Consider the following 22,447-nt stretch of genomic DNA (forward strand, 5'->3'; position numbering starts at 1 on the left):
TGCTGCTCAGGTCAGGTTTTTAAGCTGAAGGAACGCCTAGGTCGTGTGCCCTCCCTTTCTGGTGCGGCCAGCCGCTAGAATCCTGAAGGCTGGTGGGGCCTACAGACAGCAATATTCAGGCTCAGGCTCTCCCTCTGACCACTCATCCCCGACCACAGACCCTAAGGAGGTCACCCCCATGATGGAATCAATCAAAAAAGTGCGCGAAATGACTGGCGCTGGCATGATGGACGTGAAAAAGGCCCTGGCCGATGCCGAAGGCAACGAAGAAAAAGCTGTGGCTCTGCTGCGCGAACGCGGCATCGTCAAGGCCGCCAAGAAAGCTGACCGCGAAGCCAAAGAGGGCCTGGTCCGTTTCGTGGTGGACGGTGGCAAGGCCGCCATGGTCGAAGTGAACAGCGAAACCGACTTCGTGGCCCGCAACGCCGACTTCCAGAGCATGGTCGAAGGTCTGGCGCAGGCCGCCCTGAAAGCCGGTACCAGCGACCTGGAGACCTTCCGCGAGTTCCAGATGGACAGCGGTGAGAAAGTCGGCGAAGCCGTGGCGGCTCTGTCCGGCAAGATCGGTGAGAACCTCGTGCTGAACCGCGTGGCCTACCTCGAAGGCGACAACCTGGCTGGCTACGTTCACTCCAACGGCAAGATCGGTGTGCTGACTGACGTTCAGGGTGGCACCGAAGCCCAGGCCAAGGACGTGGCCCTGCACGTGGCCGCTGAAAAGCCTGACTACCTGACCCGCGACGAAGTCAACGCCGAAGACATCGAAAAAGAGCGTGAAGTGCTGACCAACAAGGCCCTGGCCGAAGGCAAACCCGAAAACATGGTCGAGCGCATCGTGGGCGGCCAGATCGGTAAGTTCTACGAAGAGCGCGTCCTGCCTGAGCAGAAGTTCGTCAAGGACAACTCGCTGACCGTGGAGAAGTACCTCGGCGAAGCCAAAGTCAACAAATTCGTCCGCTTCGAAGTCGGCAGCAAGTAACGCTGTCAGCGGGCTGGGGTGTTCTCCCCTCCCGCACGTAGGAGCAGGCCGAAGTTCCTCCTCAGCCTGTGTGCTGCAAGGGGGAATTTTTTTTGAAGTTGTTCCTATCAAGGCCCATCCCCAGAGGTAAGACCATGTTCAAACGAGTGCTCCTGAAACTCTCCGGCGAATTTCTGTCAGACGACGGAGGCTACGGCATTGACCCTGAAACCACCCGGCAACTGGCTACGCTGATTATTGACGCCCTGGACGGCACAGGTGTGGAACTGGCCGTAGTGATCGGCGGCGGCAACCTATGGCGCGGCGCCCGCAACGGCAAAGGCATGGACCCGGCCACGGCCGACTACATCGGCATGTTGGGCACGGTCATGAACGCCATGGCCCTGCAAGACGCCATGGAAGCGTCGGGCAAGCCTACCCGCGTGATGAGTGCCATCCAGATGCAGGCCGTGGCTGAGCCGTACATCCGCCGCCGTGCCATTCGCCATCTCGAAAAAGACCGCGTGGTCATCTTCGGTGGCGGCAACGGCGCGCCCTTCTTCACCACCGATACCACTTCTACCCTGCGTGCCCTGGAAATCGGGGCCGACGTGGTGCTGATGGCCAAGAACAAGGTAGACGGCGTCTACGACAAAGACCCCCAGAAGTACGCGGACGCCGTGCGTTTCGACAGCCTGAGCCATATGGATGTGGTAGAGCAGCGCCTGGCCGTGATGGACGCCACGGCGCTGACCCTGTGTATGGATAAAGGTCTGCCAATCGTCGTGTTCGACATTTTCCAGGAAGGCAACCTGCGCCGCCTGTTCCAGGACGAGCGGGTCGGCACGCTGATCAGTAGCCCAGCCTAAAGTCCGGGCAGGCTGCCCCGCGCTAGACTGGGGCAGCCATTTCACCTGAGGAGGAACCGCCATGAGTGATACCAACGCGATTTACAAGGATGCCCGTGACCGCATGGGCAAAAGCATCGAAGCCCTGGAAAGCAACCTGGGCGTGCTGCGTACGGGCCGTGCCCACCCTGGCCTACTGAAAAAAGTGATGGTCGAATATTTCGGCTCCACCATGCCACTGGATCAGGTGGCCAGCGTCAATGCCCCCGATGCCCGCACACTGACGGTGACGCCCTGGGATAAGGGTGCTCTGGCACCCATCGAAAAAGCCATTCGTGACTCGGACCTGGGTCTGAACCCCAACAACAAGGGCGACCTGATCTTTATCTCGATTCCCTCGCTGACCGAAGAGCGCCGCAAGGAAATGGTCAAGAACGCCAAGCACTATGCGGAAGAAGCCCGTATCAGCATTCGTAATGTGCGCAAGCAGTCCTTGGACGAAGTCAAGAAGCTGAGCGATATGGGCGAAGATGAGCTGAAGCGTGCCGAAGGCGAAGTCCAGAAAATCACTGACGAATACGTGAAAAAAGTAGATGAGGTCTTTGACCGCAAAGAAGCTGAAATCCTGGGCTGAGGCCAAACTGCGCAGCTGCAATGTGCGGGGGCCCTTCTACGGTTCCCGCATTTTTGCTGCCCTGAGTCGCTCCCCGCCGCAGCCGCTATAGTAACCGGGTTGCCTCCTGGCCCCACAGGCCACGGCTGGCCCTATTTTCCCATCCCCGGAGGCCGTACCCCTTGGAAACTCTGAGTAGCCGCGTTAGCACTGCCGTCATCGGCTTTCTGGTGGTCAGCGCCGTGGTGTATCTGGGATGGTGGGCCATGCTGCCGGCCCTGCTGCTGGTCGGCGTGATGGGTCTGTTCGAGTATGTCCGCATGCTGGACTACAACGACATTGACGTGCGGCGCGGCACACTGGCTACCTTTGGTGCCGCCCTGATCCTGGCCAGCCTACCAATGCTGCCGGGCGTGCCCTGGGAAGGCGGGTCCTGGCGCGAGGCGGTACTGACGGTGGCGATCGGGTATCTGTTCGTGATTGAGGTGATCAAGCCCGGCGAGCGCCCGCTGGAGCGGATTGTCTACTCCGCTTTCGGCCTGCTGTACATTCCCTGGCTCCTGGGCTATTTCCTGCTGCTGCGCTACACCGAAGGGCCGGACATGGGCCTGCTGTATTTCGCGCTGCCACTGCTGGCGACCTTCGCAGCGGACATCGGGGGTTTTTTCGGGGGCTACTACTTCGGGCGGCGCAAACTGGCCCCCGAAATCAGCCCTGCCAAGACGGTGGAAGGGGCAATCAGCGGCCTGGCCTTCAGCTTCGTGGTCATCGTGATCCTGACCGAGTTCATCTGGCAGATCTGGACGCCAATGGAAGCGCTGCTGTACTCGGTGCTGGTCGCCAGTGCCAGTCAGCTGGGCGACCTCTCCGAAAGCCTGCTCAAGCGGGCGCTGAACACCAAAGACACCGGCACCAGCTTGCCCGGTCACGGCGGATTTCTGGACCGCTTGGACAGCCTGCTGTTCGCGGTCCCGGCCACCTACCTCTATCTGAACATCAGCGTGCTGGGCGGCGGCTGAGGCGAGAGCAGTTCCAGGCCTACCGTCCCCTGCACGCACCCCTGCCGCGCAGACCGCCACTCTCATCCTGATTGACGGTGAACAGTTCGCGGGCCTGATGATTGACTATGGCGTGGGGGTATAGACCCGCGAAACTTACCGCATCCGGCGCATTGACAGCGAATATTTTGACGGACTCTACCACTTACGCCACCCGCATCTGCGCCAGATACGCACTCACCCGCTCGTCATCCTGCGTCGGGTACGTATGTCCACTGCACGCCGCCACCTCCTGCGCGGCGTCACGGAACAGGGCGGTCATGGTCAGCAGCGCGTCCCAGTTGGCCCCGGTGTCTGCGCCCGCGTAGGTCTGCTCCAAGCGGGTCAGCCAGCCTGCGGGCAGCACGCCGCCAAAGCGTGAGCCGAACTTGCCGGGATTGGCTGCCCAACCCGTGCGGCAACCGAAGGCCCACTCCAACATCCGCAGCAGCTCACCGCGCATCAGGGAGTCAAGGTGATACTTGGCGTAGCCGAGCTGCCCGCGCCGCAGTCCCTTGACCACGTAAGGGGCCAGCCACCAGAACTCGTTGCAAGAGTCAGCGTAAGCCTGGGCGCTTGGCGGGGTGGGGAAATGGTCCCCCCCGTGGGGGGCGGGCAGGTCAGGAAACAGGTCGTCCTTATCCAGCAGCACCCGGCTAAGGCTTTCAGGCGGGAACTCGGCGCGGAGCTCCACTGGAATCAGGCCCAGGTCCAGCCGTGAGCCGTCCACAAACTGCATCAGGTAAGTGATGGGCGAGGTGTGGTCGTACTCGGCCCCGCCCATCAACGCCGGAATCTGAAGGATCATGCGCTCGCCAAAGCGGTCTATCCAGCGGTGACTCTGGGTAAACGAGGGCAGATCACGGACATACAGAGTCACGTCGTAATCCTGAAAAGCGTCAGGGACAGCTTGTGGATTCACCCGTGACCCGCTCAAGATAACGGCCCGGACGCGGCTGTCTTGGTGCGCCAGGGCCAGAACTTGGTGCAGAGGGTCGGCCATACCCCAGTCTAGGGTGTCAGAAACAGGGCGTTGGTGCTGTAGCGGACTGCTCACACACATAGTTTTTGCCCAACCAGGACTTGTGGAACGGCTCCCAGCCACCTGGGTAACCCAAGTCAATCCGTCCACTTTCTGTCATGGCAAACAGTCCAGCCTGATTCAGGACATCGTCGTGAGCCATGTTGACTGGCAAACGCGACGTGTTGTACATCTGGTACAGATTCACTGCGGCGCAGGGCCATTGGGGCAGCAGTTCAGTAATAAGCAGTGAGGCTTCGCGGTGATCGTGGTGATCGCCTTCGTTGATCACTGGATCAGGATCCGACAGGTGGAACCGCAGGGATGTGCTGGAACGGCCCTCATATTCCACGATGCGCTGGACGGTCGTGCGCAGATCGTTCCATCCCCGATAGGTACTGAGGGAATCCAGCGACTTGAGCTGGCTCCGTTCGCCCTGGTGAAGTTCCTGCAGATAGGGAGCGTCTAAGCCATCGGGGAGACGCAAGTAATAACTGACGGTCGGGCCGTACTCCACCCGGTAAATGAGGTGGGGGCCAGCCTTGGCGAAGCCACGCACCGTAGGCCCATGCAGCTCTCGGCCCGCGTCCACCATGAACCGCACGCTGCGCCGCGTACCTTCCTCACGCGCCAAGACATAAGAACGTCCCGGCACCATTGAAGGCTGCCCCGCGTCACCAGCTGTCAGGTAAATAAAGACCAGCTTGGTGCCGTCTGTGCGGGCGTCACGGTAAGCCTGCGGGTTCATGAACAGTTGCCAGTCGTCCTAATGGGCCACCACATAGAAGCCCACCTCGTTCCACTGCGGACTACCCCCTCCCTGAACAGAGACACCGTCCAGCAATACCGTGGCACCACTCTGGTCAGGCGAGGGCGGTACGGCAGAACGAGGCGGGGCCATATGAACGGTATCGGCGGCGACCTGTTGACTCCCTGCCCATGGGGAATCGGACGGCAGCTGCTCAGCTGGAGGCACCGGAGAAACACCAACCGTCCCGTTGGGCTTCCGGGCAGAATTGCCTTCTTGGTTCCCGCAGCCAGTCAGCAGGAGGATGAGGCTAAGAGCAGCGAACTGGACTTGACGTGCATTCATGGTCATGGTGCCTCCTAGACGCTGCTCTGGCGAGTTTACCCACCTCAGCGTGTTCTCAGCTTTTCATAGCTTTGGCCTGGCAGCAGCTCACCTTCCTTTTAATTCGGGGGGGATACGGCATGATGGTCGGCGTGAAGCTCACCGTTCTTGGCAGCACCGGCAGTATCGGCACCCAGACCCTGGAAGTGGCGCAGCAGCGCGGCTGGGAGGTGGCCGCCCTGGCGGGCGGGCGCAATCTGGATCTGCTGGAAGCCCAGGTGCGCCAGTGGCAACCCGAAGCAGTGGCCGTAGCCCCAGAGGCCTACGCCGAGGCCAAAGCACGCCTAAGCGGCGCCGCAGTGCTGCCGCTGGAAGAACTGGCAGTGCAGCAGGCCGATGTAGTAGTCAACGCCATCAGCGGACTTCCAGGCCTGTCCCCCACCCGCGCTGCCCTGGAAGCGGGTCAGGCGGTGGCCCTGGCGACAAAAGAGGCGATGGTTACGGCGGCCCCACTCATCTGGGCCGCAGCGGCGCAGGGCGGGGGCCGCCTGGTCCCGGTGGACTCCGAACACACTGGGATGTATCAGTGTTTGGTCGGTGAGCGCCTCTCGGACGTGGCCGAGCTGATTCTGACGGCGTCGGGTGGCCCTTTCCGCCTCTCCCCTGCCGACCTGAGCAGTGTGACGCCTGAGCAGGCGCTGAATCACCCGAGTTGGAGCATGGGCCAGAAGATCACGGTGGACAGCGCTACCCTGATGAACAAGGGGTTGGAAGTGATGGAGTGCGCTGCACTATACAGTCTGCCACTTTCAAAGGTGCGGGTGGTTATTCACCCACAGAGTGCCGTGCATTCGGCGGTGCGCTGGCACGATGGCAACCTGAGTGCCAACTTTGGTCCCGCCGATATGCGCCTGTTTATCGCCTACGCGGTAGAGGCAGCGGTGGCGGGCGGCATGACCCGTCCCGGCGAGGTGACAGGCGCGCCACGTGGCCGGGGCAGCACCGAACAACTGGCCTGGGCGCTGGAAGGAAAGTGGGAGTTCAGCGCCCCCGATCTGAACCGCTTTCCGGCGCTGGGCCTCGCCTACCGCGCCGGCGAAGCAGGCGGCTTGCTTCCCGCCGCACTGAACGCCGCCGACGAGGTGGCTGTGCCTGCATTTCTGGCCGGGAAGATCGGCTTTCTGGATATCCCACGCGTGATTGAACAGGTGCTGGACGAGTGTCCGCGAGCAGAGCTGGGCTGGGACACCCTGGCGGAGGTACAAGGCTGGGCCACCCGCCGGGCACAGGAACTGTGTGGAGTGGAAGCGTGAATGTCGCGCAGGCCATCGCCGCTGCCCTGACCCCACAGGGCATCTTCTGGACAGTGCTGCTGCTGGGCCTGATTACCTTCCTGCACGAGCTGGGGCACTACTCCGCCGCCCGGCGCCAGGGCGTCAAGGTGGACAGCTTCAGCGTCGGCATGGGGCCGGTGCTGGCCCGGCGGCAGTGGCGCGGAACCGAGTGGCGGCTCTCGCTGCTGCCGGTTGGCGGCTACGTCATGATTGACGGCATGGCCCCGGAGGAAGACGAGCACGGGCAACTGCGCCACTCCACCACTGGCTTTGCGCGGCTGCCGGCGCTGGGACGCATCGCGGTGCTGCTGGCGGGGCCGCTCGTGAACCTGCTGCTGGCGGTGGGGTTGATGACGGTTATGTTCAGCAGCCTCGGCGTGACGGCCAATGACCGTATCCGGGTCAGCGAGGTGATCGCCGGGTCCGAGGCCGAACGGTTAGGTCTACAACCCGGCGACGAAATCATCGCGCTGGACGGCCAGGATATTCCTGAGCGCACGGAGATAGACGGCCAGCCACAGCCCGGCTACCTGCAACTGGGCGAGGTGCTGTCCCAGCCTGGACCGCATACCCTGACGGTGCAGCGCACCCCCGGCGGCGAACAGCGCGAGCTGGCCTTCGACTGGACCCCCGTGCTGAATGGCGAGCGGCAACTGCTGGGCATCCGCTACGGTCCCGGCAACGATCCGGTCGGCGTGCCACAGGCACTGGGAGAGTCGCTCCAGACCACTGCCGAGGCCGTACCACTGGTGCTGGGCAGCTTTGGCAAGTTGCTGGGCGAGATGTTCACACTGGACCTGAAAGGCGAACAAACCGATGACGTGGGCGGCCCGATCCGCATCACCGAAACGGTCAGCCAGGCCGCTGCACTGAACGGCTGGGCGCTGGTACAGATCGCCGTGCTGCTGAACCTGTCGCTGGCGGTGTTCAACCTGCTGCCGATTCCGGGCCTGGACGGGGGCCGCATTGCCCTGGTGCTGATCGAGATGCTGCGCGGCCGCCCGCTCACCTTTCAGCAGGAGCAGAGCGTCACCGCCGCTGGGTTCCTGTTCGTGATGTTCCTGATGGCCTTCGTGCTGGTGCGGGATGTGACGCGGTTCTTCTGAATCTGGGCCGATAGGCGGGCGGGAGCTGTTAAGCTTCAGGCATGTCAAGCCCCGAAACGGCCACAGAGCAGGTGCTCTGGGACTTTGTTCACGCCTATGACCCTGGTATAGAGACGCTGCCCGACGCCTTTCAGTTTGGCGACTCGCCCGACATGGCAGACCGGCTGCTGGCCCTGGTCCTGTCGGGCCAGAAGGTCGCCACCACCGGCTGGCCTGCCGACCCCAGCATTCACCCTGGGATGCTGTCGGTGGTGCTGGACGGCCAGGGTCAGCCCGCCGCCCTCATCCGAACCGTCAAGGTAGAGCACATTCCCTTTCTGGACGTGAGCGCCGAATTTGCAGCCTCGGAGGGCGAAGGCGACCTGACGTTGGACTGGTGGCGCGACGCCCACCGCACATTTTTTGGCCGTCAGCAGGCGGACCGGCCTTTTAGTGACGCTGAGCAGGTGCAGTGCGAAACGTTTGAAGTGGTGTGGCCTGAGCCTGCTGCCCCAGCAGCCCCGAACGCTGACTCGCCGGTCAACCGGAACTTCCCGCCCAGGGACCACACCGAATAAGGCGGTATTCCCGGCCCAGAGCGCGTTCCAGTGCATCCAGGAACCTCCCAACCTCGCCGTGAAAGTACGCCTCTTCCCCTTCATTCCAGGGCATAGGCGGTCCATACCACCCTACAGCGTCGTCCCAGCGTTCCATCAGGGCTTCTCCCCAGAGGGTCAGGTCACGCGGCAATATCAAGTCACGCAGAGGCACCGGATAGCCAAAACAGTGCCGGGCGTCCTCATTGGCACTCCACAGGCAGACATGGACACCGGCCTCGAAGAAGAACCGGAACTCGTAGAACGGTTCGCGCAGGTCATCCACCGGAATAGAGCGGACAGCGGGCATATGCGGAGTCTAAACTCTGGACATGACCACAACTGATTTCCCTACCCCCCTGGTCAGCGCCGAGTGGCTGCAGGCCAACTTGCACCACCCTCATCTGCGGCTGCTGGACTGCCGCTTTGACCTGCGCGACGCGCTGCTGGGGCGCATGGCCTACGCGGAAGGCCACCTACCCGGTGCCGTGTACACCGACCTGGAAATGAATCTCAGCGGCCCAGTGACCGAATCGGGCGCGGGCGGGCGTCACCCCCTGCCGGACCCGCAGGCGCTGGCAGCCTGGCTGGGCGAGCAAGGCATTGGCCCAGACAGCCTGGTGGTATGTTACGACGCGGGCGGAGCGCAGGGGTTCTACGCAGCGCGGGCCTGGTGGCTGCTGCGCTGGCTGGGACACGAACAGGTGGCCGTGTTGGACGGCGGCCTGACGGCCTGGCAAGCAGCGGGCGGTGAGCTGACGTCCCAGGAACCGCAGCCCACTCCTGCCACCTTTACACCTAAGGTGCAGACGAGCTACCTGGCAACCGCCGATGAAGTGGCCGCGCTCAGCGACGACACCCTCCTGATTGATTCCCGCGCCCCAGAACGCTACCGGGGCGACACCGAGCCGCTGGACCGCAAGGCTGGGCATATTCCGGGAGCAGTGAATCGGCCCTGGACTGAGGCACTGGACGGGCAGGGCCGCTTTCAGGCCGCCGAGTCACAAGCAGAGCGGCTGGGGGCTGCACCTGCCCAGGCCACCGTCACCTACTGCGGCAGCGGGGTCAGCGCCACCCCCAACCTGCTGGCGCGTGAACTGGCCGGAGTACCCTTAGGTCCAGACAACCGCCTGTACGCGGGCAGTTGGAGCGATTGGGTCAGCGACGACGCCCGGCCCATCACCACTGGCCCGGCCAGCACCTGATCCAACTGCTCAGCCCCCGCGTTGCCGTTCATATGGCTGTTTCCCCTAGGGGCTGTCAGATGGATGCCACACCGGACCGGGCACCTTTACGTTATCTATACCTACGTGTTAAAACTTGACATGCAAACCACCGTACCTGCTTCACAATCTACCTGGCAGTCCAAGCTTGCAGCCCTGGGGCCAGGCCTTCTCATGGCATCGGCGGCCATCGGGGGGTCGCACCTGGTGTCCTCTACCCAGGCTGGAGCCATGTTCGGCTGGCAGCTGGTCGGCCTGATTCTGCTGGTCAACCTGCTCAAGTACCCCTTTTTCCGCTTCGGCACCCAGTACACCGTAGAAACGGGGCACTCGCTGGTGGAAGGCTACGCGCAAAAAGGCCGGGGCTACCTGTGGGTCTTTTTCATCCTGTGTGTGGTCTCCAGCGTGATCGCGCTGGCCGGGGTGGGGCTGCTGTCGGCGTCTATCCTGCATTTCGTGCTGCCAGGCGTCAGCGTGCCGCTGCTGGCCACCCTGATCATCGGCAGCACCTTCTTGATTCTGCTGGCGGGGCACTTCAAGGCGCTGGACGGCCTGACCAAAGCGATCATGCTGGCGCTGACGGTGACCACGGTGTTGGCGGTGCTGTTCGCCGCCAGCCGGGGCGCGGCGGCCCCCGCCGACTTTGTGGCGCCCAGCCCCTGGACGCTGGCTACACTGCCCTTTTTGGTGGCGCTGATGGGCTGGATGCCTGCGCCCATCGAGATCAGCGCGCTGACTTCCATGTGGGTGCGCGAAAAGCAAAAGGACAAGGCCTCCTCGCTGAATGACTCGCTGTTCGACTTCAACACCGGTTACATCACCTCGGCGGTGCTGGCGATCTTTTTCGTGGCGCTGGGCGCGCTGCTCCAGTTCGGCACCGGCGTGGAAATCCCCACCGCTGGCGGCGCTTACGTCACCCAGCTGATGAACATGTACGGCGGGGCCATCGGTCAGTGGGCCGTGCCGCTGATCGCCTTTATCGCTTTTATGTGCATGTACGGCACCACCATTACCGTGGTGGACGGTTACGCCCGCGCCTCCGGCGAAGCGCTGCGGCTGCTGCAGAACAAACCCAGCCTGACCACCGGGCATCTGAACGCCTGGATTCTCGGTATCGGGCTGGTGGGGCTCTTTATCATCATCGCCATGCAGGCCCAGCTGGCAGGCATGCTCCGCTTTGCCATGATCGTCGCCTTTATCACCGCTCCAGTGTTCGCCTGGCTGAACCTGACGCTGGTCCGGGACGAACCCAGCTTGACTCCCGGCCTGCGCTGGCTGTCGTACGCAGGCCTGATTTTCCTGGCGGGGTTCACCGTGCTGTTCCTGCTCAACCTGGCTGGCATCGTCAAATAATCAAAGTCAGTCCGCACAGATCACCTCGCCTCCCCACAAGGAGGCGGGGATTTTTATGTCTTACGCCCTGGGATAACTGCCCACCACCTTGAGGAAATTTGCCCGCTGACGCATCTCAAGTAGCGCCTGGGCCACACTGGGGTCGTCGGCGTGGCCCTCAATATCAATAAAAAACACGTACTGCCACAGCCCACCGCGTACTGGGCGGCTTTCGAGCTTGGTCATGGAAATGCCCAGACGGCTGAACGGTTCAAGCAGGCGGTGCATGGCCCCGGCATGATCGGCCTGCGGGGCGGCGACAATCAGGGTGGTCCGGTCTGCGCCGCTGGGTCCGGCAGCCTGGTGGCCCAGGACCAGAAACCGGGTGGTGTTGTTCGGATCGTCCTCAACGTTCTGGTCCAGCACATTCAGGCCGTACAGCGCCGCGGCCTGCCCCGGCCCGATGGCCGCCGTATGCGTCTGCTGCGGTTGGGCGGCCAGACGGGCCGCTTCGGCGTTGCTGCTGACCGCCACCTGTTCAGCCTGCGGCAGACAGCGACTCAGAAAGTCCCGGCACTGCGCGAGCGCCTGTGGATGCGCGTAGACCTGGATCACTTCCGGCAACTCCTGTGCCTGCGACATCAGCAGATGGTGAATGCGCAGCGTCGCTTCACCGCAGGCGCGCAACTCGGTACTGGTCAGCAGGTCCAGTGTTCGGTTCACCGCGCCCTCGCTGCTGTTCTCAATAGGAACCACGGCGTAATCGGCCTGCCGCGCTTCGACTTCGCGCAGGGTTTCATCAATGGTGGCGCAGGGCTGGAGCAGCGCGGCACTGCCAAAATGCCGTGCCGCCGCCTGCTCGGTAAAAGTGCCGCGTGGTCCCAGATAGGTGACGGTCAGCGGGCGTTCCAGGGCCAGACACTCGCTCATCACCTCGCGGAAGATACGCTGCACTGCGTTTCCGTGCAGCGGTCCTGCGTTCAGTGCCGCAATCCGGGCCAGCACCTGTGCTTCGCGCTCCGGGCGGTAGACGGCGGCCTCACCCTTGAGGGTCCCGATCGCCCGCGCCTGGTTGGCCCGCTGGTTCAGCAGTTCTAGCAGTTGTGCGTCGATCTGGTCGATCCGCTCGCGGTGCGGCGCGATGGCCTGCGCCAGAGCTTCGGGGGTCAGCGGTGGGCGGTCAGGCTGGTCAGACATGGTTCATTGTAGTGGGGTAAGCGTGCTTAGCGGCCCTCCACCGGCAGCAGGTAATGAACCGATTCATCCCGCGTGAATCCATAACGCTCATACACCTGCTGGGCAGCGTGATTGTCGGCCCCGGTTTCCAGAACCACGCGGGCCGCGCCGCTCTGGGCCGTCAGATCGCGGGCCGCGTCCAGCAGCGCCGTGCCGATGTGCTGGCCCCGAAAACCGTCACGGACAAAGAGATCGTTCAGCACCCGGATGCGCCGCAGCCCCACACTGGAGAACATCCGGTACAGCTGCATGAATCCAGCGGGCTGATCATCTACCAGCGCCAGAAAGATCACCGCTTCACCCAGCAACAGTCGCTCCTGCAAGAAGGCCCGTGCTCCTGCCGGGTCCGAGGGCTGGCTGTACCAGACGCGGTATTCGTCAAACAGCTCGGTCAGGGTGTCTAGGTCGCTCAGGCCCGCGCGGCGAATGCTCAGGGTCATGCGGGCAGTGTAACGGGCCGGGGTGCCGGGAGCGCCGCAGCAGCTCGGCCCCGCAGGGTTCAAATCCCAGCGAGGCGTACAGCGGGCGGCTCAGGTCGGTGGCGGCCAGGCCGACCACCCGGATGCCCCGCTCACCCGCGGCCTGAAGCGCCAGCCCCACCAGCTGACGTGCCGCGCCCTGTCTGCGCCAGTCCGGATGGGTCCAGACGTTGACCACGCGCCCGCGCCAGGGCTGGGGATCGCCACGGGTGGGGCCCCATTCCAGCAGCGTCAGGCCAGCTCCGGCCACCACGGCTCCTTCCGCCTCGGCCACCCAGCCGAGGTAAAGGCCCCGCCGCATCGCCCCCGGCAGCCAGTCGGCATAGGCCAACACATCCGCATCATCCAGCGGCAACTCCGGCAAGCGGTGGGCCGCAATCACGCGGGCGTCGGCGGGACTGGCGCGGCGGACCTGCCAGCCGACTGAACCTCTACTCACTGAACCTCAACCCCGATCTCGCCGTCGGCCAAGTGGAGGGTCAACGCCTCGCCACTGCCGACCTGTGCGGCGCGGGTCACGGGGCGTCCGTCCGCGCCGCGCACCAGTGCATACCCACGCTCCAACGTGCGCTCAGGCGACAACCCCACTGCCGAGCGCATCAGCCCGGTCACGTCACGCTCGGCACTGTTCAGTCCACGCTGCACGGCCCCGCGCAGACGGTCACGCAGCCAGCGCACCGAGGCGTCGGCGCCCACCGCTTCTTCAGCGCCCACCCGGCGGATGTAGGTCCAGTCCGCCTGCGCCTGGGCTGCCGCCTGAGTCACCGTGCGGACGATATGGACGGCGGCCTTGCTGGGCGTATCGGTCCGCAGCGCCGCTAATTCGTCGGGGAGGGTGTCGTCGCGGGCGTGGCCCAACCCGGTGATGACCGGCGCCGGAAACTGCGCCAGCGCCCGCCCAAAGGGCAAGTCGTTCAACCAAGCCAGATCGGTGGTCGCACCGCCACCGCGAATGACCACCAGGGCGTCCAGCGGCTGCCCCACGTGCAGGTCATGCGCCGCTTGCACCGCCGCCGTCAGGCTCTCGCTGGCGGTGCGGCCCTGAAAGGTGGCCCGCAGGTAATGCAGCTCCAGCACCCCAGCCGCTTCCAGCGGCGCTACTTCGCGGTGAAAGTCACCCAGCCCAGCGGCACCCTCCGGCGTGATGACGGCGAGGCGCGCGTAGTCGCCCGGCAGAGGTCGGGTGCGGTTCAGGCCATACACACCCTCGGCCTGGAGGGTCTCGCGCATGGCATTCAGGCGGGCTACGGCCTCTCCCAGCGTGAATTCAGGGGCAATGTCCTGCACATGCAGCGAAAACCCGTACTGCGGATGAAATTCGGCGGTGCAAAACAGCAGCACCGACATGCCCGCGCTCAGACCACCGCCGGTCGCACGCTTGAGCTTGCCTTCCAGGGCGTAGCGTTCGCGTGCCCAGATCGCGGCGCGGCATTTGGCGACCTGCTGGCCGCCTTCCAGCTGCACCAAGTCCAGGTAGAGGTGGCGGCGGTCGGTCAGCTCGGCAATTTCGGCGCGAACCCAGATGGCCCCAGGCAGCCCTCGCCCCAGCACCTGACCCACGTAATCCAGCAGTTCCGACAGTTCCAGCCACTGCGTGGGCGGCGGGTTCTGATCGGCTTTGCGGCGTGTCGGCTTGCGGGTCATGGGGGCGATTCTAATCGGTCAGCTGGTCTCATGCCGTAAGCGCAATGCCCGAGTCAGCGCCTAGAAGTACGCTTTTGCCTCCAGATCACTGAAGGTCAGCACGGTGCCCGCTGGCACGCTTCCTTCGGTCAGGCGCAGCCCCAAGTGCCCTTCACCGCCGTGGGCCAGGGTGTTCAGCACCTCTCCGCCCAGCCGTAACTCAGCGGCTTTCTCTCCTGCGGCAAATACGGCCTTTCCGATGCTCTGGCCTCCTGATGTACAGAGCTGCGCCGGACCGTATGGTACACAGTCGGCGGGCAGCTCACGGGTCAAGAGCACATCCATCACCAAGCGGGTACTGGCAGGCGTGTTCAGCCTTGCCTGACCTGTGACCGACAGGTTTTTCAGGCGGGCATCCACCGGCTGGGCAAACAGCTCCGTGCCTGCAAATAGACGCCCGACTGAACCGTTCAAGGCCACTGGAGCCGTGAGTTCAACATCTGGCAGGGCGACGGGTGGCAGCGGCACTGTGCCGCAGCCAGTCAGGGTAGGCAGGGCAAGCAACGGCAGCAAACGGACTGTCTGGGTCAGCATTTTTTCAGCGTACTGGGCTACACATCGCATCTGACTGACGGAAGCCGCCTCACGGGAGTTGATCGCCAGCATGGAAATAAAAAGCGGAACCGTCCCACCCGCGTGATTCGGCACACTGCCTTAGCCCGCCGCGATACACCAGTGCTGCCAGTTGCCTCTGCCAGGCTCTCCCATACGCGAGAACTCCACGGCGGTGTACCGCTCCGTCTTCCAGCCGCGCAGTTCTACCGGGCCCAGGCGGGTGCGCAGGGGCCGCGCCTCCTGTAGACGGGCCGTGTACACGAAAAAAGCTTCCAGCTGCCCCCGCAAAGCCTGCTGCTCTGCTGCAGGCAGACCGAAGCAGGCCGAAGCCACCCGCACCCCCAAATCGCCGATGGCGCGCCGCTGGCCAGTGTTCAGAAATGTCCCAGCCCGTGTCGCTAGCTGGACCGTATACCCGTCACCACGCCAGTTCTCTGTGGCAAAGAGAGGCAGCGCCGCCCCACCTGGGACGGGCAGGGTGAGCAGGGAAGTCTGACCCTCACCAAGGCCTGCCAGGGGTTCTCCAAGGGGTGCTCCTGAAACATAAGGCGCGTAAAGGTCTTGCCAGCTGGTGGCCACATCAGTCTGGGCCTCGGCCATCCCACTCCAGAGCGACAGGGCCAGGACAGACACAGTCAGAGTTGTGGGGTTCATGCCGCAGTTTAGCTGAGGGGTGGTCGGCCCTGGGTCAGCCAGAGGCCCAGCAGCCGTCCCAGCACTGCGCCCAGCAGGCCGCCGCCCACGCTCAGGGTCAGGTACAGCGCCGCTTCGCCATACGCGCCGCGTCCCAGCAAGCTGTCCAGATCCACACTAAAGGTGCTGAAGGTCGTGAAGCCGCCCAATACCCCAGTTCCCAGGGCCAACCACGCCCAGTCGGGCAGCACGCCGCGCCCGACCAGCCCCAGCAACAGGCCCAGAAGAAAAGACCCCAGCACATTGATCAGCGTTACACTGACCGGCCAACCCAGCGCCGCCGCCCAGGGACCCAACGCCTGGGCGGCCCAATGACGCAGCACTGCCCCGGCGGCGCCTCCCAGAGCCACCAGCAGGTAGGCGCCTGCACCGCTCAGCCCATCGCTCCTTCCCCGGTCAGGCCGCGCCCGGCGATCAGGGTGTGAATATCATGCGTGCCTTCGTAGGTGTCCACCGTTTCCAGGTTCAGCATGTGGCGAACGACTGGATACTCGGTGGTGATGCCGTTGCCGCCCAGCAGTTCACGGGCCAGACGGGCACCTTCCAGGGCGCGGCGCACGTTGTTGCGCTTGACAATACTAACCTGGGTGTAGTCCATCTGGCCGCTGTCCTTGAGGACACCCAGCCGCCAGGCCAGCAGCAATCCTGCCGAATGGTCGGTCGCCATCTTGACCAACTTGTCCTGCACCAGCTGACGCGAGGCGGTGGGCTGCCCAAAGGTCACGCGGGTCTGGGTATAGCTGACGGCGGTGGTGAGCATCAGTTCCAGGGCTCCCATCGCACCCCAGCCGATGCCAAAGCGAGCACCGGTCAGGCACGAGAGCGGCCCCTTGAGACCACGCACGCCGGGCAGCATGGCACTGGCAGGCACGCGGCAGTCCTGCAACACGATCTCGCCAGTCACGCTGGCCCGCATACTCATCTTGCGTTTGATCACAGGGGCGCTGTACCCCGGCGTACCCGTGGGCACCAGAAAGCCGCGTACCGTGTCCTGACCGCCCTCCTCTACCTTGGCCCAGACCAGCGCTATGTCCGCCACGGGCGAGTTGGTGATCCACATTTTGTTGCCGTTCAGGACGTAGTCGTCCCCCTCCCGGCGGGCACGGGTCCGCATCGCGCCAGGGTCAGAGCCACCGTCCGGCTCGGTAAGGCCAAAGCAGCCGATCAGTTCACCACGGGCGAGGCCGGGCAGGTACTGGGCCTTTTGCTCGTCGGTGCCAAACGCTTCTATCGGATACATCACCAGGCTGCCCTGCACGCTGGCCGCACTGCGAATACCGCTGTCCACCCGGTCCAGTTCGTACATCAGGGCACCATACAGGTTGGATGAAGCGGCGCTGCCCCCGTACGCCTCAGCGATCATCGGGCCCAGCAGTCCCTGGGCACCCAGCCCGCGCATCACGTCACGAATCGGCAGGTCGCCAGCGTCCCACCAGTCCGCAATGTGGGGCATCAGTACGCTTTCGGCATACAGGCGGGCGCTGGCGCGGGCCTGCCGCTCCTCTGGGGCCAGCAGATCCATCACGGCAAATTGGTCGAACATGCCTCAGATGCTAGCGCTCAGATCAAACGACTGGCCGGGACCAATAAGACGGTCTATGAACCCTGGGCCCGTTCGCGCCGCCGCTTGATGATCCACCACACGAACCACAGCGCCAGGGCGCCCAGAATAATCTTGGACGCCGGGCCGACGTACTGCTCGACCCGGTCATAGTTCTCGCCCAGGAAGTACCCGGCCGCCGCCAGCAGTCCCGCCCAGATGCCGGAGCCGAGAAACGAGTACAGCAGGAATTTCGGCAGGGGCATACCGCTTACGCCAGCGGGCAGGGACAGCAGACTGCGAATCCCCGGCACCATCCGCCCGAACAGCACGGCCTTGGTCCCGTGCTGGTCGAACCAGTCGTCGGCTTTGCGGATGTCCTCACCGCTCACGGTCAGCCACTTGCCGTAGCGGTCAGCCCAGGCAGTGGCCCGCTCCTCACCAAATACTTTTCCGATGTAGTACAGCGGCAAGGTGCCCACCACGCTGCCCAGCGCTCCGGCCAGCACCACCCCAAAGATATTCAGCTGCCCCTGCTCCGGCGACGCCGCAAAACCCGCCGAAGGCATGATCAACTCGCTGGGAATCGGCGGAAATAGATTTTCCAGAATCATCAACAGGAAAATGCCCAGATAGCCCATCTGGTTCATCAGGTTCAGCATCCACTCGATCACGCCCCAGAATCTAGCGGGACTGGGCTAAGGGGGTCCGCTCTTTGAAGGTTGAATGACGCCCAACTCACGTGCTCACCACTTGCGGCGCCGCCATATCACGCAAGAACGCCGTCAGGGTGATCTGCATAGAGTGGAAAGAATGCGTCTCACCCCTGTCCGCCGCTCCTCTGCCCGTCCCGCCTTGACCGGCGCAGCTCAAGTCCTGCTGGGATTATGGGCGGCCACCTGTCTGCTGACTGCACCCGCCCAGGCGCAGGGGCAGTGGGGTGTCACGGCCAATGCCGATAGTCAGCGCCTGGCCCCACTGGACATTGAATTTCGGGCCAATGTGGGCACAGGCATCAGCGTGGTCTGGGACTTTGGGGATGGTCACACGGCTTCGGGTGCCGCAGTGCAGCACACCTACTACCGCCCAGGTCACTACTTGGCGACCATGTCCTTTTCGCAAAACGGACGGCTGCTGGGACAAGGACAGTTGCCTATTGCCGTGCGCTCGCAGGGGGCCGAGCGGGCAGGTCTGGTCGTCCTGTTGGGCCGCGGCACAGTCACCCTGAGCGATGTGGGCAGCGTAATATACGGCCCTTACCAGCCGCGTTACTCGCTGGACGGCCAGCCGCTCGGTACAACTACGGCGGCGCTGCGGGCCGGAACACACACCGCGGCAGTGCAGACGGGCAACCAGAGCCGCTCCGTGCGCTTCAGCGTGCCAAGTACGCCCCTCATGGGCTCCGCTGCCGCTGAGCAGCAGGTGCTGGACGCCGTCAACCGCCTGCGTACCGCTGGCTACAACTGCGCCACCGGCCGTTTTGACGGGCGGCGGCTGGCCCCACTGCGGCGCAATGCCGCGCTGGACCGCGCCGCGCTGGCCCACGCCATCGCCATGCCTACGGCCAACTTTATGGATCACGTCAGCCAGCTGGATGGCAGCACCCCAGCCCAGCGCATCGCAGCGGCGGGCTACCCCCGCGCCAACACCGCCGAGAACCTGGCCGCCGGGCAGACCAGCGCCGCTGAGGCCATGGAAGGCTGGCGCACCAGTCCGGGTCACTGCGCGAGCATGCTGGGCGACTTCAGCGAAATTGGTCTGAGCTACGTCCAACTCCCGGGCAGCGATCTGGGACACTACTGGGTGCAGACTTTCGGCAAGCCGGTGCCGTGACAGCTCAGCCCTATTGGTTTGAATTTCTGGCTTCTAGACGGCAACAACAGAGTTTCAGGCGCCCGGTTCGCTGGCCCGATTCAGACAGGTACGCCTGTTCCAATGAGAAACCTGACCAAAGGTGAGAAAACACCCTATGTTTCGGGACGCCGTCATCAGGTCGTCATCACGTGCGCGTTGCACACTGACCCCATGAAAAAGACCATGACTTTCCTGACCGCCGTTCTGGGTGCCACTGCTCTGACCACCGCTGCTGCTGGCCCCCAGCTGAGCGCCCAGAGCATCATCGTGAACCCCATCCCCACCCCGCTGACCGTGCAGGTCTGGACGGACCGTGACACCAGCGGTGCCCGTACCCCCAACTACTATGTGAACGACAAGATCCGTCTGTTCACCAAGACCAACGAGAACGCCTATGTGTATCTGTTCAACGTGGACCCGAACGGCAAAGTCGATCTGATTCTGCCCAACAACCTGCAGTCGGGCGGCAACTACCTGCGGGCCGGAGAGACCCGCGTGTTCCCCAGCGCCAGTGACAACTTTACCTTCGACATCGCCGCTCCTTACGGCGTGAACAAAGTCCTGGCCCTGGCCAGCCGCACCCAGCTGAACCTGAACCAACTGGCCAACTTTCAGACCCAGAGCGGCTTTGCCAACGTGAACGTGAGTGGTCAGAACAATCTGGCCCAGGCCCTGAGCATCGTGGTCAATCCCCTGCCTCAGAACACCTGGATCACCGACACTGCTCTGTACAACGTGGCCCGTGGCAGTGCTCAGACCCCCGCTCCCAGCAACCCCGTGTCTACCGCTCCTCGCCCCAACTTCAACCTGGCCGTGTGGCGCGCCAACTTTAACCTGAACGCCACCCTGGACAACGTGCACGCGCAGTACGTCCGTTACATGGGCAACCAGGGCTACAGCCTGACCAGCACCAGCCGCAACGGTGAGCGTATGTACTCCACCTTCAAGCGCAATGGCCAGAGCGCCAGCGTGCTGATTGAGAAGAACGGCATTTACTTCAGCGTCAAGGTCGCTCAGTAAGTTTTAAGTAGTTCTGAAAAGCCCCCCCACCCATGAAGGGCGGGGGGGCTTTTCATGGCGGCTGTTCTACCGGCCAGCAGCGTAATAAACGACCAGCACTAGCTATCCAGGGCCTGAGCCACTGCTTGACTGATTGCCAGTGTCGTCCTGTCCGGGCGCTCTAGACTCTGACCAGCATGTCTGATCCCACTCCGCGCCAGCACCCGCCCTATGCGGATCACCGCGCTCCCTGGCGGCGGTCTCTGGGACACCTGATTTTCGGCCTGAACTCCCCGGCGGCCCGCCTCTACGACAAGGTCTTGATCGTGCTGATCGTGGCCTCAGTTCTGGCGGTGATGCTCGAAAGCCTGCCAGGACTGCCGCTCGCCACCCGCAACATCCTGCGCTGGGTCGAATGGGCCTTTACCATCCTCTTCACGCTGGACTATGTGGGACGCTTGCTGGGAGCGCGGCGTCCCCTGAAGTACGCCCGCAGCTTTTACGGCGTGGTGGACCTACTGACCATCTTGCCGTCCTACCTCAGCTTGCTGTTTCCCGGCAGTCAGTACCTGCTGATTATCCGGGCGCTGCGGCTGCTGCGGATGTTCCGGGTCTTCAAGCTGGCCCGCTACACCGATCAGGCCACCTTACTGGGCGAGGCCCTGACCGCCAGCCGTGAGCGCATCACCGTCTTTTTCATGTCGGTGCTGAGCCTGGTGATCGTCTTCGGAACGCTGCTGTACCTGATTGAAGGCCCCGAAAATGGCTTTACGTCCATTCCCAATTCCATCTACTGGGCCATCGTGACTGTGACCACCGTAGGATACGGCGACATCTCGCCCCAGACCGGCGCTGGCAAGTTTCTGGCCAGCCTGGCGATGCTGCTGGGATACGCGATCATCGCGGTGCCTACCGGCATCGTGACGGTTGGGCTACAAGAAGCTCAGGCAGCGCGGCAGGGGCGGCACTGCCCCCAATGTGGCCTGAACAAACACGACGCCGACGCCCACTACTGCAAGCGCTGCGGCGAGAATCTGCCGGGGTGAGGGTCTAAGGTCTAGCGCACCCACTCCATCCCCAGGCCGGGGCGGGTCAGCTCCTCGTAGATGTCCAGGGCGTAGCGGTCGGTCATCCCGGCGATAAAGTCACACACGGTCCGCACCTCGCCCACTTCGCTGAGGCGGGCGGCGTAAGCAGGCGGCAGCATGGCGGGCCGCGCCAGGTACGCCCCGAACAGGGTGGTCAGGATCTGCTCGGCCTGGCTCACTTGCATCTCTACGCGCCAGTGACGGTATAGCTGGGCGAACAGAAACTGCCGGGCCTCGCCCAACAGCGCCGCCACCGCCGGACTATGCACGATCAGCGCCGTGCTGTGGGCACGTACCTCTGCCACGCTCTGCACGCCACTGGCGGCAATGGCCTGGGCGCTGGCCCGCGTCAGATCACCGATCAGGAAACCCAACAGCTCACGGTGCAGGGTGCGGCGTTCCCGCTTGGTCAGGGTCACACCGTTCAGGCCGCAGCGGTCCAGTATCTCGCGCCACAGTCCCAGCCCTAGCAGCTCACCTTCTTCCAGCAGCCCGGAGCGCAGCCCGTCTTCCAGGTCGTGCGCGGTGTAGGCCAGGGCGTCGGCCACATCCACCAACTGGGCTTCCAGAGCGGCCTGGTCCGAGTGCGCCCGGTCATGCTTGTTCAGGCTGTCCAGGGTCACGCGGGTCAGGTTCAGACCGGGAAAGTCGGGGTAGCGCTCCTCCAGTTCGGTCACGATGCGCCGCGCCTGATGGTTGTGGTCAAAGCCGCTCGGCTCGCCGTGGGTGCGTACCAGTTCGTCCAGCAGCCGCTCGCCGGCGTGCCCGTAAGGCGGGTGGCCCAGGTCGTGGGCCAGGGCCACCGTCTCGGCCAGCGTCTCGTTCAGGCCCAGCCGCAGCGCCGCCGAACGGGCCACCTGCTGCACTTCCAGCGTGTGGGTCAACCGGGTGCGGTAGTGATCGCCACGCACGTTGAGAAACACTTGGGTCTTGTGTTCCAGCCGCCGAAAGGCCCCGGTGTGCAGGATGCGGTCCCGGTCTTTTTGAAAGGCCGTGCGCGAGTCGCTCTCGGCTTCGGGGTACTCGCGCCCGCCCGACTCACGGCTCAGCGTAGCGTAAGGTGCCAGCAGCTGCACTTCGCGGGCTTCAAGGTCCTGACGGGTGAGCATGCCTAGGAGTCTAAACTGAGCAGTGGCCGGAAGTCAGGCCAGCTGATCAGAATCCAGGCGTGCCGTGCCCTGCCCTGCTCGCATAAACTTGG

At 63.9% G+C, this 22,447-nt stretch carries 26 protein-coding genes; 12 read left to right on the top strand and 14 right to left on the bottom strand.

The annotated features are described in order from the left end of the window. The first annotated feature begins 178 nt into the window (after positions 1-178). From tsf to LMT64_RS07635, 4 genes are all read left to right on the top strand, one after another. The gene (gene tsf / locus LMT64_RS07620; RefSeq protein WP_126351231.1) at positions 179-979 is read left to right on the top strand and encodes a translation elongation factor Ts; all 801 of its coding nucleotides are present in this window, start codon (positions 179-181) and stop codon (positions 977-979) included. A gap of 134 nt (positions 980-1,113) precedes the next feature. Continuing rightward, the gene (gene pyrH, locus LMT64_RS07625) at positions 1,114-1,827 is read left to right on the top strand and encodes a UMP kinase (RefSeq protein WP_126351230.1); all 714 of its coding nucleotides are present in this window, start codon (positions 1,114-1,116) and stop codon (positions 1,825-1,827) included. Positions 1,828-1,888: 61 nt separating this feature from the next. Next, positions 1,889-2,440: a ribosome recycling factor gene (frr, locus tag LMT64_RS07630; RefSeq protein ID WP_126351229.1), complete on the top strand. Its 552-nt coding sequence runs from the start codon at positions 1,889-1,891 to the stop codon at positions 2,438-2,440. Positions 2,441-2,601: 161 nt separating this feature from the next. Further along, a complete protein-coding gene (locus tag LMT64_RS07635) occupies positions 2,602-3,438 on the top strand; it encodes a phosphatidate cytidylyltransferase (RefSeq protein WP_126351228.1) in 837 nt (278 codons plus the stop codon). A 184-nt stretch (positions 3,439-3,622) separates the two neighbouring features. Here LMT64_RS07635 and LMT64_RS07640 read toward each other — a convergent pair whose 3' ends face one another. Genes LMT64_RS07640 through LMT64_RS07650 form a run of 3 tightly spaced genes read right to left on the bottom strand, consistent with a single transcriptional unit; the run spans position 3,623 to position 5,576 of the window. Continuing rightward, positions 3,623-4,459 (bottom strand): aminoglycoside 6-adenylyltransferase, encoded by an 837-nt coding sequence (locus tag LMT64_RS07640; RefSeq protein WP_170165914.1) that lies wholly within the window; start codon positions 4,457-4,459, stop codon positions 3,623-3,625. A gap of 16 nt (positions 4,460-4,475) precedes the next feature. Beyond that, a complete protein-coding gene (locus LMT64_RS07645; protein ID WP_126351226.1) occupies positions 4,476-5,225 on the bottom strand; it encodes a hypothetical protein in 750 nt (249 codons plus the stop codon). A gap of 18 nt (positions 5,226-5,243) precedes the next feature. Then, a complete protein-coding gene (locus tag LMT64_RS07650; RefSeq protein ID WP_126351225.1) occupies positions 5,244-5,576 on the bottom strand; it encodes a hypothetical protein in 333 nt (110 codons plus the stop codon). Positions 5,577-5,692: 116 nt separating this feature from the next. Between LMT64_RS07650 and dxr the strand changes: the two genes are divergently transcribed. Genes dxr through LMT64_RS07665 form a run of 3 tightly spaced genes read left to right on the top strand, consistent with a single transcriptional unit; the run spans position 5,693 to position 8,546 of the window. Beyond that, positions 5,693-6,862: a 1-deoxy-D-xylulose-5-phosphate reductoisomerase gene (gene dxr, locus LMT64_RS07655; protein WP_126351273.1), complete on the top strand. Its 1,170-nt coding sequence runs from the start codon at positions 5,693-5,695 to the stop codon at positions 6,860-6,862. Next, positions 6,859-7,989, top strand: coding sequence for a M50 family metallopeptidase (locus LMT64_RS07660; protein WP_126351224.1), 1,131 nt, complete (start codon positions 6,859-6,861; stop codon positions 7,987-7,989). Before dxr ends, LMT64_RS07660 begins: the two co-directional genes overlap by 4 nt. Before the next feature lie 41 nt (positions 7,990-8,030). Further along, a complete protein-coding gene (locus LMT64_RS07665) occupies positions 8,031-8,546 on the top strand; it encodes an ASCH domain-containing protein (RefSeq protein ID WP_126351223.1) in 516 nt (171 codons plus the stop codon). Here LMT64_RS07665 and LMT64_RS07670 read toward each other — a convergent pair. Next, positions 8,509-8,874: a hypothetical protein gene (locus LMT64_RS07670; RefSeq protein ID WP_126351222.1), complete on the bottom strand. Its 366-nt coding sequence runs from the start codon at positions 8,872-8,874 to the stop codon at positions 8,509-8,511. The genes LMT64_RS07665 and LMT64_RS07670 overlap by 38 nt on opposite strands. Before the next feature lie 22 nt (positions 8,875-8,896). On the opposite strand from LMT64_RS07670, the gene LMT64_RS07675 reads away from it, so the two are divergent. After that, the gene (locus tag LMT64_RS07675) at positions 8,897-9,769 is read left to right on the top strand and encodes a sulfurtransferase (RefSeq protein ID WP_126351221.1); all 873 of its coding nucleotides are present in this window, start codon (positions 8,897-8,899) and stop codon (positions 9,767-9,769) included. Between the two features lie 120 nt (positions 9,770-9,889). Further along, the gene (locus LMT64_RS07680; RefSeq protein WP_126351220.1) at positions 9,890-11,140 is read left to right on the top strand and encodes an NRAMP family divalent metal transporter; all 1,251 of its coding nucleotides are present in this window, start codon (positions 9,890-9,892) and stop codon (positions 11,138-11,140) included. A gap of 60 nt (positions 11,141-11,200) precedes the next feature. Here LMT64_RS07680 and pheA read toward each other — a convergent pair whose 3' ends face one another. From pheA to LMT64_RS07725, 9 genes are all read right to left on the bottom strand, one after another. After that, a complete protein-coding gene (gene pheA, locus LMT64_RS07685; protein ID WP_126351219.1) occupies positions 11,201-12,316 on the bottom strand; it encodes a prephenate dehydratase in 1,116 nt (371 codons plus the stop codon). 26 nt (positions 12,317-12,342) lie between these two features. Beyond that, entirely contained in the window at positions 12,343-12,795 is a 453-nt protein-coding gene (locus LMT64_RS07690; protein WP_126351218.1) for a GNAT family N-acetyltransferase, read from the bottom strand. After that, entirely contained in the window at positions 12,734-13,273 is a 540-nt protein-coding gene (locus tag LMT64_RS07695) for a GNAT family N-acetyltransferase (protein ID WP_126351217.1), read from the bottom strand. The genes LMT64_RS07690 and LMT64_RS07695 overlap by 62 nt, the downstream gene beginning before the upstream one ends. Continuing rightward, the gene (xseA, locus tag LMT64_RS07700) at positions 13,270-14,478 is read right to left on the bottom strand and encodes an exodeoxyribonuclease VII large subunit (RefSeq protein WP_126351216.1); all 1,209 of its coding nucleotides are present in this window, start codon (positions 14,476-14,478) and stop codon (positions 13,270-13,272) included. Before xseA ends, LMT64_RS07695 begins: the two co-directional genes overlap by 4 nt. A gap of 60 nt (positions 14,479-14,538) precedes the next feature. Beyond that, the gene (locus LMT64_RS07705; protein ID WP_126351215.1) at positions 14,539-15,051 is read right to left on the bottom strand and encodes a hypothetical protein; all 513 of its coding nucleotides are present in this window, start codon (positions 15,049-15,051) and stop codon (positions 14,539-14,541) included. Positions 15,052-15,171: 120 nt separating this feature from the next. Continuing rightward, positions 15,172-15,726, bottom strand: coding sequence for a hypothetical protein (locus LMT64_RS07710; RefSeq protein WP_126351214.1), 555 nt, complete (start codon positions 15,724-15,726; stop codon positions 15,172-15,174). A gap of 8 nt (positions 15,727-15,734) precedes the next feature. Next, positions 15,735-16,115, bottom strand: a complete 381-nt coding sequence (crcB, locus tag LMT64_RS07715) for a fluoride efflux transporter CrcB (protein ID WP_229253133.1) — start codon at positions 16,113-16,115, stop codon at positions 15,735-15,737. Positions 16,116-16,138: 23 nt separating this feature from the next. Then, a complete protein-coding gene (locus tag LMT64_RS07720) occupies positions 16,139-17,308 on the bottom strand; it encodes an acyl-CoA dehydrogenase family protein (protein ID WP_126351212.1) in 1,170 nt (389 codons plus the stop codon). Positions 17,309-17,361: 53 nt separating this feature from the next. Beyond that, positions 17,362-17,979: a DedA family protein gene (locus LMT64_RS07725; RefSeq protein WP_126351211.1), complete on the bottom strand. Its 618-nt coding sequence runs from the start codon at positions 17,977-17,979 to the stop codon at positions 17,362-17,364. Positions 17,980-18,118: 139 nt separating this feature from the next. Between LMT64_RS07725 and LMT64_RS07730 the strand changes: the two genes are divergently transcribed. The 3 genes from LMT64_RS07730 to LMT64_RS07740 all read left to right on the top strand — a co-directional run bounded on the left by LMT64_RS07730 (position 18,119) and on the right by LMT64_RS07740 (position 21,204). Further along, on the top strand, positions 18,119-19,138 hold the full coding sequence (locus LMT64_RS07730; RefSeq protein WP_170165913.1) for a CAP domain-containing protein: 1,020 nt from the start codon (positions 18,119-18,121) through the stop codon (positions 19,136-19,138). A gap of 192 nt (positions 19,139-19,330) precedes the next feature. Beyond that, complete coding sequence (locus LMT64_RS07735; protein WP_126351209.1) at positions 19,331-20,179, top strand: DUF4384 domain-containing protein; 849 nt, start codon at positions 19,331-19,333, stop codon at positions 20,177-20,179. Positions 20,180-20,355: 176 nt separating this feature from the next. Further along, positions 20,356-21,204: an ion transporter gene (locus tag LMT64_RS07740; RefSeq protein ID WP_126351208.1), complete on the top strand. Its 849-nt coding sequence runs from the start codon at positions 20,356-20,358 to the stop codon at positions 21,202-21,204. A gap of 11 nt (positions 21,205-21,215) precedes the next feature. Here the strand turns inward: LMT64_RS07740 and dgt are convergent, their stop codons facing one another. After that, positions 21,216-22,355 carry a dGTP triphosphohydrolase gene (gene dgt, locus LMT64_RS07745; protein ID WP_126351207.1) on the bottom strand — a complete coding sequence of 380 codons (1,140 nt, stop codon included), beginning with the start codon at positions 22,353-22,355 and terminating at the stop codon, positions 21,216-21,218. Positions 22,356-22,447 lie beyond the last annotated feature (92 nt).

This window comes from Deinococcus radiophilus, assembly GCF_020889625.1.
GTDB classification, from domain to species: Bacteria; Deinococcota; Deinococci; order Deinococcales; family Deinococcaceae; genus Deinococcus; species Deinococcus radiophilus.

Excerpts from the sequence above, each read along its gene's own strand:
- tsf (WP_126351231.1), top strand. The coding sequence starts at position 179 with ATGATGGAATCAATCAAAAAAGTGCGCGAAATGACTGGCGCTGGCATG.
- pyrH (WP_126351230.1), top strand. The coding sequence starts at position 1,114 with ATGTTCAAACGAGTGCTCCTGAAACTCTCCGGCGAATTTCTGTCAGAC.
- frr (WP_126351229.1), top strand. The coding sequence starts at position 1,889 with ATGAGTGATACCAACGCGATTTACAAGGATGCCCGTGACCGCATGGGC.
- LMT64_RS07640 (WP_170165914.1), bottom strand. The coding sequence starts at position 4,459 with ATGGCCGACCCTCTGCACCAAGTTCTGGCCCTGGCGCACCAAGACAGC.
- LMT64_RS07645 (WP_126351226.1), bottom strand. The coding sequence starts at position 5,225 with ATGAACCCGCAGGCTTACCGTGACGCCCGCACAGACGGCACCAAGCTG.
- LMT64_RS07650 (WP_126351225.1), bottom strand. The coding sequence starts at position 5,576 with ATGACCATGAATGCACGTCAAGTCCAGTTCGCTGCTCTTAGCCTCATC.
- dxr (WP_126351273.1), top strand. The coding sequence starts at position 5,693 with ATGGTCGGCGTGAAGCTCACCGTTCTTGGCAGCACCGGCAGTATCGGC.
- LMT64_RS07665 (WP_126351223.1), top strand. The coding sequence starts at position 8,031 with ATGTCAAGCCCCGAAACGGCCACAGAGCAGGTGCTCTGGGACTTTGTT.
- LMT64_RS07670 (WP_126351222.1), bottom strand. The coding sequence starts at position 8,874 with ATGCCCGCTGTCCGCTCTATTCCGGTGGATGACCTGCGCGAACCGTTC.
- LMT64_RS07675 (WP_126351221.1), top strand. The coding sequence starts at position 8,897 with ATGACCACAACTGATTTCCCTACCCCCCTGGTCAGCGCCGAGTGGCTG.
- LMT64_RS07680 (WP_126351220.1), top strand. The coding sequence starts at position 9,890 with ATGCAAACCACCGTACCTGCTTCACAATCTACCTGGCAGTCCAAGCTT.
- pheA (WP_126351219.1), bottom strand. The coding sequence starts at position 12,316 with ATGTCTGACCAGCCTGACCGCCCACCGCTGACCCCCGAAGCTCTGGCG.
- LMT64_RS07690 (WP_126351218.1), bottom strand. The coding sequence starts at position 12,795 with ATGACCCTGAGCATTCGCCGCGCGGGCCTGAGCGACCTAGACACCCTG.
- xseA (WP_126351216.1), bottom strand. The coding sequence starts at position 14,478 with ATGACCCGCAAGCCGACACGCCGCAAAGCCGATCAGAACCCGCCGCCC.
- LMT64_RS07705 (WP_126351215.1), bottom strand. The coding sequence starts at position 15,051 with ATGCTGACCCAGACAGTCCGTTTGCTGCCGTTGCTTGCCCTGCCTACC.
- LMT64_RS07710 (WP_126351214.1), bottom strand. The coding sequence starts at position 15,726 with ATGAACCCCACAACTCTGACTGTGTCTGTCCTGGCCCTGTCGCTCTGG.
- LMT64_RS07720 (WP_126351212.1), bottom strand. The coding sequence starts at position 17,308 with ATGTTCGACCAATTTGCCGTGATGGATCTGCTGGCCCCAGAGGAGCGG.
- LMT64_RS07730 (WP_170165913.1), top strand. The coding sequence starts at position 18,119 with ATGCGTCTCACCCCTGTCCGCCGCTCCTCTGCCCGTCCCGCCTTGACC.
- LMT64_RS07735 (WP_126351209.1), top strand. The coding sequence starts at position 19,331 with ATGAAAAAGACCATGACTTTCCTGACCGCCGTTCTGGGTGCCACTGCT.
- LMT64_RS07740 (WP_126351208.1), top strand. The coding sequence starts at position 20,356 with ATGTCTGATCCCACTCCGCGCCAGCACCCGCCCTATGCGGATCACCGC.
- dgt (WP_126351207.1), bottom strand. The coding sequence starts at position 22,355 with ATGCTCACCCGTCAGGACCTTGAAGCCCGCGAAGTGCAGCTGCTGGCA.